Source organism: Thauera linaloolentis 47Lol = DSM 12138, assembly GCF_000310205.1.
In the GTDB taxonomy this organism is placed as follows: Bacteria; Pseudomonadota; Gammaproteobacteria; order Burkholderiales; family Rhodocyclaceae; genus Thauera; species Thauera linaloolentis.
In genome coordinates this window covers 1-13,540 of sequence record NZ_AMXE01000090.1, presented here as the reverse complement: position 1 = coordinate 13,540, position 13,540 = coordinate 1, and the positions used below count along the sequence as shown (strand labels likewise).

The following is a 13,540-nucleotide window of genomic DNA, read 5'->3' as shown; positions in this document are numbered from 1 at the left end:
GCTCCGGCCGGACGCGCGCGCAGGACGAAGGCCGCCGGGCAGGCGCCCGTCGAAGCCGCGCCCGCGGTGGCGACGGCCCCCGCACCGGTATCCGTGCCTGCGCCAGCCGGGGCGAAGCGCCGCCCGCGTGCCACCGAAGCCGGGCTGCCCGCGCTTGCCGCCGCGGCCGGGGAGCCTCCGGCAAAGGCCCGGCCCGCAGCGCGCAAGGCGCGCGCGAAAGCGCCTGTCGTGGCGGCCGAGGCCGCTGCCGGCCAGGCAAGCGTGCTCGACGACATCTGGCAGAAGGCGGTCGACCAGGAGGCCGCCGCCGTGAAGCTCGCTGCCGAAGAGGCGGCAGCCGGCAAGGTGCGCAAGGCGGCCGCCGCAAAGGCCGGCAAGAAGGCGAAGGGCGCCGCGGACAAGGGCACGAAGACCAAGGCGAAAGCCAAGGCCGGGGCCGGCGAGAAGCCGGCGAAGAAGAAGGCCGCCGCGAAGGAGGGCAGGAAAAAGGCGGACAAGACCGCGAAGGCGGCCAAGGCCGCGCCTTCCGATGCGGCCAAGGCGGTAGAACCGCGCGCCTCCGAACCGGCCGCGCGTCCTGGCGGCAAATCCTCCGCAAAGGAAAAGCGCCGTGGCTAAGACACCCGAAACCGCCTCCACCCGCCTGATCTACGGTTTCCACGCCGTCTCCGCCAAGCTGCGCCACGCACCGGATGCGGTGCTGGAGATCCATCTGTCGGCCGATCGCAAGGATGCCCGGGCGAAGAAGTTCATCGCCCAGGCGGAGGCCGCCGGGGTCCGCATCCTGCACAGCGAGGGCGACAAGCTCGACGCCCTGGTCGGCACCCGCCGGCACCAGGGCGTGGTGGCCAAGGTGGACGCCACGCGGCGCGATATCAAGCTCGCCGACGTGCTCGACAGCCTGGAGGAAAACGCGCTGATCCTGGTGCTGGACGGCGTGCAGGACCCGCACAACCTCGGCGCCTGCCTGCGCGTGGCCGACGCGGCGGGGGCGCACGCGGTGGTCGCGCCCAAGGACCGTGCGGTCGGCCTCAACGCCACCGCGGTCAAGGTCGCCAGCGGGGCGGCCGACACCGTGCCCTACATCACCGTCACCAACCTGGCGCGCGCCTTGCGCGAGATGCAGGATGCCGGCGTGTGGGTCATCGGCGCGGCCGGCGAGGCGGAAAAATCGCTCCATGACGTCGACCAGAAGGGCCCGGTGGCCTGGGTGCTGGGGGCCGAGGGCGACGGCCTGCGCCGCCTGACGCGCGAGACCTGCGACGAACTGGCGCGCATTCCGATGCACGGTAGCGTCGAGAGCCTGAACGTGTCGGTCGCGAGCGGGATCTGCCTGTTCGAGGCCCGCCGCCAGCGGCAATAGGCGGCGGCGCGCGGCGCCGGGTTCCGGCGCGGGGGGCGTTTAGGGTAATCTTGCGCCCTTCGAGCTTCGGGGTGCCCGCGCCTGCCGCGGGAGAATCGGGAAGGCGGTGAAAGTCCGCCGCGCGCCCAGCGCCGTGAAGGGGATCGTCCGGACAAGGTTTGCCCAGTCACTGGCCCGCGAGGGCCGGGAAGGCGTCCGGACGGGATGATCCTTAGCCGGAAGACCGGCCCCGAAGCGTTCAAGCAGCCGTCTGGTCGGCGACTGCCTACTGCTCGACGACAAGGGGACGACTCCATGAGCAGCCATGCGCAGGCCATCCAGACCGATCCATCATTCAGCGCCGCAGAGCGCGCCGCCGTCTACCGCGCGATCCACACGCGGCGCGACGTGCGCGGGCAGTTCCTGCCCGATCCCATTCCCGACGAGGTGCTGGCGCGCGTGCTGACCGCCGCCCACCACGCGCCCTCGGTCGGCTTCATGCAGCCCTGGGATTTCGTCCTCGTGCGTTCGCGCACGGTACGCCAGCAGATCCACCACGACTTCCTCGCCGCCCATGCCGAGGCCGAACGGATGTTCGACGAGGGCAGGCGCACCACGTACCGCAATCTCAAGCTCGAAGGCATCCTGGAGGCGCCGCTCAACCTGTGCGTCACCTGCGACCGCGGCCGCAACGGCCCGGTGGTGCTCGGCCGCACCCACATGCCCGAGATGGACATCTACAGCGCGGTCTGTGCGGTGCAGAACCTGTGGTTGGCCGCGCGCGCCGAGGGCCTGGGCGTGGGCTGGGTCAGCATCCTGCATCCGCAGGCGCTGCGTGAGGCGCTCGGCATCCCGGACGGAATCGTGCCGATCGCCTATCTGTGCATCGGCTACGTCAGCCACTTCCACGACCGTCCGGAGCTGGAGTCGGCCGGCTGGCTCAAGCGCATGCCCTTGGCTGGACTGCTGCATTTTGACCGTTGGCAGGGCGCGGCGGACGAGGCGGACGGGGGCCTGGCCGCGGCCGTGGCGCAGGCCATGCCGGGCGCGGCTCCGGCCTAGCGGCGATACCGTTCAGTCGGTGCGTTCCCCGTCACTGACGCATATCTGAACCGCATTGGGCCTTGGGGCCTTCGCCCGCGCGTCCGCTTTTCCTCTGCGCATCGCCGCCGGACGGCGTGCTTGCACGGCAATTGCTTGTTCCCGCCGTGCGTGGCCGTGTCGGCCGCGGTGTGGATGACGATTCCGGAGGACAGCATGAAGACGGCGCTCGCATTTCTGCTCGCAGCGCGCCGCTGCGAAATGGACGATCTCGGACGGCTCGCGCTCAGCTGCGAACTGGTGCAAGCGGCGAGCGGGCTCGTGCATCAGCTCCAGCGCGAGCGCGGCGTGTCCAATGTCTTCCTGGGGTCGGAGGGCGCGCGCTTCGGCGCCCAGCGCGAGGCGCAGCGCCGTGCCAGCCAGGACGCCGAGGCGCGGGTCAGGGCCTGGCTGGCACGGCCCGAACTGGGCGGCGAGCAGGCGGGGGCCGCGGTTCCGGGCGGTGCCCGGCTGTTCACGCGCATCGCGCTCGCGCTGCATGCGCTCGACGCCTTGCCCGGCCTGCGCGGCGAGATCGCCGCGCGGCGCTGCCGGCCCGACGAGGCCACCGCGCGCTACAGCGAAGTCGTCGGCGCCTTGCTTGCGCTGGTGTTCGAGGCCGCGGACGTGGCCGTCGACCCCGAGGTCTCGCGGCGGTTGGTGGCGCTGTTCAACCTGATGCGGGGCAAGGAATTCGCCGGGCAGGAGCGTGCGCTGGGGGCGGCATCGTTCGCCGCGGGGCATCCGGTGGCCGAGCGCACGCAGGCGATCCTGCACCTGATCGACGCGCAGGAGCTGTGCTTCCGGCGCTTCGAGGCATTCTGCGGCGACGAGGTGCTGCGGCAATGGCAGGCGCTGCAGTCCTTCATGCCGCTCGCCGGGCTGGAGCGGCTGCGCCGGACGCTGCTGGCCTCGGCGCCGGATGCGGCCCTGGATCCCGCGGTGGCCGAAGTGTGGTTCGATTGCTGCTCGCAGCGCCTCGACCAGTTACACGAGGTTGAGGTGGCGCTTGCCCGCGGACTGGGCGATGTCTGTGCGCGAAAGATCGCAGCGGCGCGTGCCGAGGCCCAGGACCAGGCCGCATTGCTGGACGCCCTGGCCACGGCGCCCGGTGCGCAAGCGCCGCTCGGCATGTTGACGGGGGCGGAGGTGGCCGCCGGAGAAGACGATGCCGGGGCCGAGGTGCTCGGTCCGCAGCTCGGCCGCTCGATCGTCGATCTGCTCCACGCCCAGTCCCGGCGCCTGCAGGCGATGCGCGAGGAGCTCGACGCGGCGCGCGCCGCGCTCGACGAACGTAAGCTGGTCGAGCGTGCGAAAGGCCTGCTGATGTCGTGCCGAGGCCTGTCGGAGGACGAGGCCTATCGCCTGCTGCGCCAGACCGCGATGAGCCAGGGACGGCGCCTGGCCGAGGTCGCGGGGGCCACGCTGGCGCTGGCGGACGTGCTGGGCGGGGCATAGGAAACGGGCGCCGGCGGCGCACCACGAGCGTGCGGGCCATAGGGGTGTTGCACTGCAGCAGTGCGTCGGGCCGTGCTCCCGTGTCCTGGAGAATTACGGGCAAATCCATGAAATGAAAGGAAAGCGGTGCGGCGCGAGCGCCTGGCACGCTTGATGCATTGAAGAGGGCGAGGCGGGGCCAACGGCGGCCCGGCATTCGATCATCCGACCCGAACACAGGACAACGGCGTCCATTCCCCTCCGCGCTGCGCGGAGCGAGGGATGGGCGCCTTTTCGTTTTTCCCCGACGCCTTTCAAGGAATTCATCATGGAAACGCTCAAGACCGAAACCCCCGAGCTGTCGCGCCGTGGCTTCATCAAGGCGGGCGCCGCAGCCGGCGCGGCTGCCTTGCTGCCGGGCCTGTTCCCCGGCGGCGCCTGGGCGGCAGGATCCGATGCGCCGGAAAAGAAGGAGATCCGCGTCGGTTTCATCCCGCTGACCGACTGTGCCTCGGTGGTCATGGCCGCGGTGAAGAAGTTCGACGAGAAGTACGGCATCCGGATCGTTCCGAGCAAGGAGGCGAGCTGGGCATCGGTGCGCGACAAGCTGGTGTCGGGCGAGCTGGATGCCGCCCACGTTCTGTACGGCCTCGTCTATGGCGTGCATCTGGGCATCGGCGGGCCGAAGAAGGACATGGCGATGCTGATGAACCTCAACCACAACGGCCAGGCGATCACGCTGTCGAAGGCGCTGCGCGAGGCCGGCGCGGCGGACGGCGCCGGCCTCGGGAAGGTTGTCGCCGCCAGCTCCCCCGGCACCTATACCTTCGCCCAGACCTTTCCGACCGGCACCCACGCCATGTGGCTGTACTACTGGCTTGCCGCCCACGGCATCCATCCGTTCCGGGACATCAAGAGCATCGTCGTGCCGCCACCGCAGATGGTGGCCAACATGCGCGTCGGCAACATGCACGGCTACTGCGTCGGCGAGCCCTGGAACCAGCGCGCGGTCATCGACGGCATCGGTTTCACCGCCGCGGCCACGCAGGACATCTGGCCGGGCCATCCGGAGAAGATCCTCGGCACCAGCGCCGACTGGGTGGCGAAGCACCCCAATGCCGCGCGCGCGCTGACCGCCGCGGTACTCGACGCCTCGCGCTGGATCGACGCTTCGGACGTCAACCGCAGCGAGACCGCGAGGACGATCGCCGCGCGCTCCTACGTCAATACCGACGTCGCCGTCATCGAGGGGCGGATGCTCGGCGACTACGACGACGGTGCGGGCCGGCAGTGGAAGGACGCACACGGCATGAAGTTCTTCGGCGACGGCGCGGTGAACTTCCCCTGGCTGTCGGACGGCATGTGGTTCCTGACCCAGCACCGGCGCTGGGGCCTGCTCGAACGCGATGTCGACTACCTGGCGACGGCACGCGCGATCAACCACATCGACATCTACAAGCAGGCGGCGACGGCTGCCGGCGTGGCCGTGCCGGCGGGCGAGATGCGCAGCGCGACGCTGATCGACGGCGTGGTGTGGGACGGCTCGAACCCCGCGGCCTATGCGGCCGGTTTCAAGATCAAGGCCTGATGCCGTGGCGAACCTGGAGGACACCGAAATGACAGTCGTTGCGATGGCGGACCGCAGCAAGGGCGTGGCGCCCGCTGCCGGAACCGCAAGGGAAGGCGGGGCCGCGGCCGGCGGCCGCGCCGATATCACGCCGATCACGCCCGCGCTCGCGGCGCGGCCCGGCCCGGGCCTGGGAGAGCGCATGCGCGAGCGCCTGGCCGAGGGCTTGCGTGTGCTTGCCGCGATGCTGCTGCCGCCCGCCGCCGGGCTGGCCCTGTTGATCGGCCTGTGGCATCTGGGAACGGCCGACGGTGGCGGCATCCCCTCGCCGGCCAGGACCTGGGACGCCGCACTGGCGCTGTTCGCCGATCCCTTCTACCGCGAAGGGCCGAACGACCAGGGCATCGGCTGGAACGTGCTGGCCTCGCTCGAACGCGTCGGCATCGGCTTCGGCATTGCCGCACTGGTCGGCATTCCGGCCGGCTTCCTGCTCGGCCGCTTCGCGCTGCTGGCGCAGATGCTGAATCCGATCATCAGCCTGCTGCGCCCGGTGTCGCCGCTGGCCTGGCTGCCGATCGGCCTGCTGGTGTTCCAGCGCGCCGACCCGGCTGCGACCTGGACCATCTTCATCTGCTCGATCTGGCCGATGATCCTGAACACCGCCCAGGGCGTCACCCGCGTGCCGCAGGACTATCTCAACGTCGCCCGCGTGCTGAACCTGTCGGAATGGAAGGTCTTCACCAGGATCCTGTTTCCGGCTGTGCTGCCCTACATGCTCACCGGCATCCGCCTGTCCATCGGCACCGCCTGGCTGGTCATCGTCGCCGCCGAGATGCTCACCGGCGGCGTCGGCATCGGCTTCTGGGTGTGGGACGAATGGAACAACCTCAAGGTCGAGCACATCATCATCGCGATCTTCGTCATCGGCATCGTCGGCCTGATCCTCGAGCAGATGCTGATGCTGGTCGCCCGCCGTTTCAGCTACGAGAACCGTTGAGGAGCGCCACCATGACGAAGAAGATCGTCCAGATCGAGAATGTCGGCCAGTGTTTCGACACCAAGAAGGGCAGGTTCGTCGCCTTGCGCGACGTCAGCCTCGACATCCACGAAGGCGAGAGCATCGCCCTGATCGGCCATTCCGGCTGCGGCAAATCGACGCTGCTGAACCTCATCGCCGGCCTGACCCGTCCGAGCAGCGGCGTGATGCTGTGCGGCGGACGCGAGATCGCCGGCCCGGGGCCGGAGCGCGCGGTGGTGTTCCAGAACCACTCGCTGCTGCCGTGGCTGACCTGCTTCGACAACGTCTACCTCGCCGTCGAACGCGTGTTCGCGGCGAAGGAGGGCAAGGCCAGCCTGAAGCGGCGCACTCACGAGGCGCTCGAACTGGTCGGCCTGGCTCATGCCGAGACCAAGTTTCCGCACGAGATCTCGGGCGGCATGAAGCAGCGCGTCGGCATCGCCCGCGCGCTGTCGATGCAGCCGCGCATCCTGCTGATGGACGAGCCTTTCGGCGCGCTCGACGCGCTGACCCGGGCCAACCTGCAGGACGAACTGATGAAGATCCTTGCCGCGACCCAGGCGACGATGGTGATGGTCACCCACGACGTCGACGAGGCGGTGCTGCTGTCGGACCGCGTGGTGATGCTGACCAACGGCCCGGCGGCGACCATCGGCGAGATCCTCGACGTGCGCATCGAACGCCCGCGCGACCGGCTGGCACTGGCGCATGACGCCCACTTCGGCGAATGCCGCGCGGCGATCATGGAATTCCTCTACCACAAGCAGTTGAAGCGCGCCGCCTAGGCGCCGCAGACGGCCACGGCCCGTGCGGCTGCCGCGATGCGGCAGGCCGCACGGTGTCCGTCGCCTGAAGGAGACCCTCATGCACCAACAAAGACTCGTGGTGGTCGGCAACGGCATGGTCGGCCACCGCTTCGTGCAGGAACTGCTCGCGCTGCATCCCGACCTGCCGGCCGCCGGCCTGGCCGTCACCGTGCTCGGCGAGGAGCCGCGCCCGGCCTACGACCGCGTGCATCTGTCCAGCTTCTTTTCCGGCACCAGCGCCGATGAACTGTCGCTGGTCGAGCCCGGCTTCTACCAGCGGCCGGGACTGAGGCTGCGCCTGAACGCGCGCGTCGCCAGCATCGAACGGCGCAACAACACCCTGCAACTGGCCGATGGCGAAGTGCTGGCCTATGACAAGCTGGTGCTGGCCACCGGCTCCTATCCCTTCGTGCCGCCGGTGCCGGGCCGCGAGCGCGACGCCTGCCACGTCTATCGCACCATCGAGGACCTGGAAGCGATGCAGGCCAGCGGTGCCCGCTCGGCCAGCGGCGTGGTGGTCGGCGGCGGCCTGCTCGGGCTGGAGTGCGCCAAGGCGCTGCGCGACATGGGGCTGCGCACGCACGTGGTCGAATTCGCGCCGCGGCTGATGGTGGCGCAGGTCGATGACGGCGGCGGCCGTATCCTGCGGCGCAAGATCGAGGACCTGGGCGTGCAGGTGCATACCGAGCGCAACACCGCCGAGATCACCGATGGCGCCACCGCGCGCCACCGCATGGTGTTCGCCGACGGCAGCTGGCTGGAGACCGACATGATCGTGTTCTCCGCCGGCATCCGCGCGCGCGACGAACTGGCGCGCCGATGCCTGCTCGCGGTCGGTCCGCGCGGTGGGGTGGTGATCGACGACCACTGTCGCAGCAGCGACGCGGACATCTACGCGATCGGCGAGTGCGCGTCGTGGAACGAGCAGGTGTTCGGCCTGGTCGCGCCCGGCTACGACATGGCGCGGGTGGCGGCCCGGCACATCGGCGGCGGGGCCGACGCAGCCTTCGCCGGTGCGGACATGAGCACCAAGCTCAAGCTCATGGGCGTCGATGTCGCCAGCATCGGCGATGCCCAGGGCCGGACGCGGGGCGCGCTGTCCTGCGTGTTCACCGACGAGATCAAGCAGATCTACAAGAAGCTGGTGGTCAGCGCCGACCGCAAGCGGCTGCTGGGCGCGGTGCTGGTGGGCGATGCCGCCGAATACGGCACGCTGCTGCAGATGATGCTCAACGGCATCGCCCTGCCCGAAGCGCCCGAGCAGTTGATCCTGCCCGCCGCCGATGGCGCGGCCAAGGCCGGCCTGGGCGTGGATGCGCTGCCCGACGGCGCGGTGCTGTGCTCGTGCAACAACGTCAGCAAGGGCCAGTTGTGCGCGGCGGTGGCCGACGGCGCGCGCACCATCGGCGAACTGAAGAGCGCGACCCGCGCCGGCACTTCCTGCGGCGGCTGCGTGCCGCTGGTGACGCAGGTGCTCAACGCCGAACTGAAGCGCCAGGGCGTGGAAGTCACCAACCACCTGTGCGAACATTTTCCCCATTCGCGCCAGGAGTTGTACCACCTGGTGCGCGTGGGCGGCATCCGCAGCTTCGCCGAACTGCTGCACAGGCACGGCACGGGCCGCGGCTGCGACATCTGCAAGCCGGTCGCGGCCAGCATTTTGGCGAGCTGCTGGAACGACTTCATCCTGAACCAGGACCAGGCCCGGCTGCAGGATTCCAACGATTACTTCCTCGGCAACATCCAGAAGGACGGCAGCTACTCGGCGGTGCCGCGCGTGGCTGCCGGCGAGATCACCCCCGAGCAGTTGATCGCCATCGGCCGCATCGCGAAGAAGTACGACCTCTACACCAAGATCACCGGCGGCCAGCGCATCGACCTGTTCGGCGCCCAGGTGCACCAGTTGCCGCTGATCTGGCGCGAACTGGTCGACGCCGGCTTCGAGAGCGGCCACGCCTACGGCAAGTCGCTGCGCACGGTGAAGAGCTGTGTCGGCTCGACCTGGTGCCGCTACGGCGTGCAGGACTCGGTGGGCATGGCGATCAGGCTCGAGAACCGCTACAAGGGCCTGCGCTCGCCGCACAAGATCAAGTTCGGCGTCTCCGGCTGCACGCGCGAATGCGCCGAGGCGCAGGGCAAGGACGTCGGCGTGATCGCCACCGAGCGCGGCTGGAACCTGTACGTCTGCGGCAACGGCGGCATGAAGCCGCGCCATGCCGAACTGCTGGCCAGCGACCTCGACGAAGCCACCCTGGTGCGCATGATCGACCGCTTCCTGATGTTCTACATCCGCACCGCCGACCGCCTGCAGCGCACCAGCACCTGGCGCGACAACCTCGAAGGCGGGCTGGACTACCTCAAGGCGGTGATCCTGGAAGACAGCCTGGGGCTGGGCGCCGAACTGGAGGCCGAGATGGCCCACGTGGTCGGCAGCTACGCCTGCGAATGGAAGAAAGCCATCGAAGACCCGGCGCTGCTGCGGCGCATGCGCACTTTCGTCAACAGCGACGCGGCCGACGACAACATCGTCTTCGTGCGCGAACGCGGCCAGATCCGCCCGGCCACCGCGGCCGAGAAGCTGCAGTGCTTCAAGGGCATCGCGGTCGTCGCCGAAACCGCCTGAAGGAGCCTGCCATGACCGTCATGACCGCCCCCGCCCCCGCCGCAGCTGTGGCGGCACCCATCCCCACGGCCGTTCCTGCCGCTTCCCCCGCCGCCGGACCGGTCTGGCAGCCGGTTTGCGCGGTGGAGGACATCTGGCCCGACACCGGCGTGTGCGCGCTGCTCGGCGGCCGCCAGATCGCCGTCTTCCGCCTTGCCGACGGCGGCCTCCATGCCATCGACAACCACGACCCCAACAGCGGCGCCAACGTGCTGTGGCGCGGCATCGTCGGCGACCTCGGCGGCGAGCCGGTGGTGGCCTCGCCGATCTACAAGCACCACTACCGGCTGCGCGACGGTGGCTGCATCGAGAATCCGGACACGCCGCTCGCCACCCATGCCGTCGAGCTGCGCGACGGCATCGTCTGGGTCGAGGCCTGAGGTCCAGGGCGTGGCGGTCCGTAAAGTGAAATCCGTTTGCTCCCGTCTCCGTGCCGGCTGCGGATGGGCCGGCGGCGATCCGCGTGGCGGCGTGTCGGCACGCCGCGGCCTTCTTCTCCCGACGCCATGAACGAGGTGAAAACCGTCTGTCCCTATTGCGGTGTCGGCTGCGGCATGACGCTGCATGTGGACCAGGGGCGGGTGGCGAAGGTCTCCGGCACCCGGGCCCACCCGGCCAATTCCGGCAGGCTGTGCACCAAGGGTTCGAGCAGCGCGCAGGCCCTGGAGGCGCCGGGGCGGATGGCAGCCGCGTTCGTGCGCGCCGACCGGCGGCGCGACCCGGCGCAGGTCGCGATGGACGAGGCCATCACCCGGACCGCGCGGCGCCTGAAGGCCATCCTAGACGAGCATGGCCCCGACGCGATTTCCTTCTACGTCTCGGGGCAGATGTCGCTGGAGGCGCAATACCTCGCCAACAAGCTGGCCAAGGGCTTCATCGGCACCAACCAGATCGAGTCCAACTCGCGCCTGTGCATGGCCAGCGCGGGCAGCGGCTACAAGCTCTCGCTGGGTGCGGACGGGCCGCCGGGGGCGTACCAGGACTTCGACCGTGCCGACCTGTTCTTCGTCATCGGCGCCAACATGGCGGACTGCCATCCGATCCTGTTCCTGCGCATGATGGACAGGGTCAAGGCCGGCGCGAAGCTGATCGTGGTAGACCCGCGCCGCACCGCCACTGCCGACAAGGCCGATCTGTTCCTGCAGATCAGGCCGGGCACCGACCTCGCCCTGCTCAACGGCTTGCTGCACCTGCTGCACGCCAACGGCCATACCGATGCCGCATTCATCGAACGCTTCACCGAGGGCTGGGAGGCCATGCCCGCCTTCCTGGCGGAGTACACGCCCGGCAGGGTCAGCGCCCTCACCGGCATCGCCGAGGACGACATCCACCAGGCCGTGCGGATGATCGGCGAGGCCGGGGCGTGGATGAGCTGCTGGACCATGGGTCTGAACCAGAGTACCCACGGCACCTGGCATACCAACGCAATCTGCAACCTGCACCTGGCCACCGGCGCGATCTGCCGGCCCGGCAGCGGGCCGTTCTCGCTCACCGGCCAGCCCAATGCCATGGGCGGGCGCGAGATGGGCTACATGGGGCCGGGGCTGCCCGGCCAGCGCAGCGTGCTGGACGAGGACGACCGCCGCTTCGTCGAGGATGCCTGGGGCGTGCCGCACGGAACGCTGCACACCCGCCAGGCCGGCGGTACGGTGGCGATGTTCGAGCGCATGGCGGCGGGCGGCATCAAGGCCTGCTGGATCATGTGCACCAACCCGGTGGCCACGGTGGCCAACCGCCGGAACGTGATTGCCGGCCTGCAACGCGCCGAACTGGTCATCGCTCAGGACGCCTTCCTCGATACCGAAACCAACCGCTACGCCGACATCCTGCTGCCCGGCGCGCTGTGGGCCGAGGCCGAAGGGGTGATGATCAACTCCGAGCGCAACCTGACGCTGATGCAGAAGGCCGTCGATCCGCCGGGCCAGGCGCTGCCGGACTGGCAGATCATTGCCCGCGTGGCCTGCGAGATGGGCTTCTCCGATGCCTTCAGCCATGCCAGCGCAGAAGAGGTCTTCGAGGAAATCAAGCGTTTCTGGAACCCCAGGACCGGCTACGACATCCGCGGCGCGACCTACGGCCGCCTGCGCGAGACGCCGCTGCAATGGCCGTGCCCGCCCGGCGATGCCGCAGACCGCCACCCGATCCGCTACCTCAACGATGGCGTCAGCCAGAAGTTGACCATCGAGGACGATGGCACGCGCCCCCCCATCGCCTTCGCGACAGCGAGCGGCAAGGGCGTGTTCTTCCCGCGGCCGCATGGCGATCCGGCCGAGATGCCGGATGCCGACTTTCCCTTCGTGCTCAACACCGGCCGCCTGCAGCACCAGTGGCACACGCTGACCAAGACCGGCAAGATCGCCACGCTCAACAAGCTCAACCCCGGCCCCTTCGTCGAGATCCACCCCGAGGACGCGTCCGTGCTGGGCATCCGGGACAAGGACCGTGTCGAGATCCGCTCGCGGCGGGGGCGCGCCGTGCTGCCGGCCGTGGTCACCGGGCGTGTGCGCGCCGGCAACTGCTTCGCACCTTTCCACTGGAACGACGTGTACGGCGAGGACCTTGCCATCAACGCGCTCACCAGCGACGCCGTCGATCCGCTGTCGCAGCAGCCCGAGTTCAAGTTCAGCGCGGTGGCGTTGTGCCGCCTCGCACCGGCGCCTTCGCCAGCCGCCAGGGTGGAGACGGCCTGTGCCGCGCCGGGCGGCCCCGCAGCGCAAGATGCCGCAGTGGCCGTGGCTGCGGTTCCGATCGACATCCAGGCAAGAGAGCACCACATCATGGAAATCAATGCGCTGGCCCGGCTGCTGGGCATCGAGACCGCGCCGGCCCCGACGCTGGAGGCGCAGGAGCGCTTGTATCTCCAGGGCTTCCTGGCCGGGCTGGAGAGCGACGAGGCCCGCAGGCTGGGCGGCGTGCCGTCATTGCCTCCGAGCGCGCCCCTGGCGCCTGCGAAGCGGACCTGGGTCGACGGCATTCTGGCGGGGCTGTTCTCGCGTACCTGGCTGCCGTCCGGCAAGGGCGCCGACGGCCTGCCTGCCGCGTCCGGGGAGCATGCGGCGGCACTGGCCGAGCCTGTCGAGGTGGCGGTGCTGTGGGCCTCCCAGACCGGCAATGCGGAAGGCTTCGCCGCGCAATGCGCCGAACGCCTCAGGCAGGAAGGCTGCCGGGTGACGCTGGCCGGCATGGATGCCTGCAGGCTCGACGACATTCCCGCGCAAGGGCATCTGCTGCTGATCGCCAGCACCTTCGGCGATGGCGAGCCGCCGGACAATGGCGCCGTCTTCTGGCAGGCCCTGCAATCCGATGCCGCCGCGCGGCTGGGGCGGTGTTCTTTCGCGGTGCTGGCCTTCGGGGATTCCAGCTATGGTGAATTCTGCGGCTTCGGCCGCAAGCTCGACGCGCGGATGGCGGCGCTGGGGGCGTCGTGCCTGGTCCCGCGCGTCGATTGCGAGCCCGAATACCAGCCGGCGGCATCGGCCTGGCTGGCCTCGGTCTGCCAGGCGCTGAAAGCGCCCGCCGCCGGGCCGCGGGCGGTATCCGTGGCGCATCCGGCGCCGGCGGCCGCGGGCGGTGGCGTGCCGCACGAGGCATCGCAGGCAGCCGGCGGCGCGCCGGCATTCGGTCGCCA

At 69.9% G+C, this 13,540-nt stretch carries 9 protein-coding genes, 1 pseudogene and 1 riboswitch; all 10 genes and pseudogenes read left to right on the top strand.

The window, feature by feature from the left end; translation table 11 throughout:
* A pseudogene (locus C666_RS16435) lies at positions 1 to 618 on the top strand (hypothetical protein); the annotation flags it as partial.
* Complete coding sequence (gene rlmB / locus C666_RS16430; RefSeq protein ID WP_004343772.1) at positions 611 to 1,363, top strand: 23S rRNA (guanosine(2251)-2'-O)-methyltransferase RlmB; 753 nt, start codon at positions 611 to 613, stop codon at positions 1,361 to 1,363. The pseudogene C666_RS16435 and the gene rlmB, both read left to right, overlap by 8 nt.
* A 52-nt stretch (positions 1,364 to 1,415) precedes the next feature.
* Positions 1,416 to 1,609, top strand: a riboswitch (cobalamin riboswitch).
* A gap of 48 nt (positions 1,610 to 1,657) precedes the next feature.
* Positions 1,658 to 2,404, top strand: a complete 747-nt coding sequence (gene bluB, locus C666_RS16425) for a 5,6-dimethylbenzimidazole synthase (protein WP_004343769.1) — start codon at positions 1,658 to 1,660, stop codon at positions 2,402 to 2,404.
* A 195-nt stretch (positions 2,405 to 2,599) separates the two neighbouring features.
* A complete protein-coding gene (locus tag C666_RS16420; protein ID WP_028792166.1) occupies positions 2,600 to 3,880 on the top strand; it encodes a nitrate regulatory protein in 1,281 nt (426 codons plus the stop codon).
* 307 nt (positions 3,881 to 4,187) lie between these two features.
* Positions 4,188 to 5,447: a CmpA/NrtA family ABC transporter substrate-binding protein gene (locus C666_RS16415; protein ID WP_004343763.1), complete on the top strand. Its 1,260-nt coding sequence runs from the start codon at positions 4,188 to 4,190 to the stop codon at positions 5,445 to 5,447.
* A gap of 43 nt (positions 5,448 to 5,490) precedes the next feature.
* Entirely contained in the window at positions 5,491 to 6,423 is a 933-nt protein-coding gene (gene ntrB / locus C666_RS16410) for a nitrate ABC transporter permease (protein ID WP_004343761.1), read from the top strand.
* Positions 6,424 to 6,434: 11 nt separating this feature from the next.
* The gene (locus C666_RS16405; protein WP_004343759.1) at positions 6,435 to 7,229 is read left to right on the top strand and encodes an ABC transporter ATP-binding protein; all 795 of its coding nucleotides are present in this window, start codon (positions 6,435 to 6,437) and stop codon (positions 7,227 to 7,229) included.
* Between the two features lie 79 nt (positions 7,230 to 7,308).
* Entirely contained in the window at positions 7,309 to 9,873 is a 2,565-nt protein-coding gene (gene nirB, locus C666_RS16400) for a nitrite reductase large subunit NirB (protein ID WP_004343758.1), read from the top strand.
* Positions 9,874 to 9,884: 11 nt separating this feature from the next.
* On the top strand, positions 9,885 to 10,292 hold the full coding sequence (gene nirD, locus C666_RS16395) for a nitrite reductase small subunit NirD (protein WP_004343756.1): 408 nt from the start codon (positions 9,885 to 9,887) through the stop codon (positions 10,290 to 10,292).
* Between the two features lie 126 nt (positions 10,293 to 10,418).
* Positions 10,419 to 13,540 (top strand): bifunctional nitrate reductase/sulfite reductase flavoprotein subunit alpha (locus C666_RS16390; protein ID WP_004343754.1); only part of this gene is annotated, 3,122 nt, incomplete at its 3' end.

Coding starts and splice junctions, on each gene's coding strand:
- C666_RS16405 (WP_004343759.1), top strand. CDS start 6,435: ATGACGAAGAAGATCGTCCAGATCGAGAATGTCGGCCAGTGTTTCGAC.
- C666_RS16420 (WP_028792166.1), top strand. CDS start 2,600: ATGAAGACGGCGCTCGCATTTCTGCTCGCAGCGCGCCGCTGCGAAATG.
- nirD (WP_004343756.1), top strand. CDS start 9,885: ATGACCGTCATGACCGCCCCCGCCCCCGCCGCAGCTGTGGCGGCACCC.
- C666_RS16415 (WP_004343763.1), top strand. CDS start 4,188: ATGGAAACGCTCAAGACCGAAACCCCCGAGCTGTCGCGCCGTGGCTTC.
- nirB (WP_004343758.1), top strand. CDS start 7,309: ATGCACCAACAAAGACTCGTGGTGGTCGGCAACGGCATGGTCGGCCAC.
- ntrB (WP_004343761.1), top strand. CDS start 5,491: ATGGCGGACCGCAGCAAGGGCGTGGCGCCCGCTGCCGGAACCGCAAGG.
- bluB (WP_004343769.1), top strand. CDS start 1,658: ATGAGCAGCCATGCGCAGGCCATCCAGACCGATCCATCATTCAGCGCC.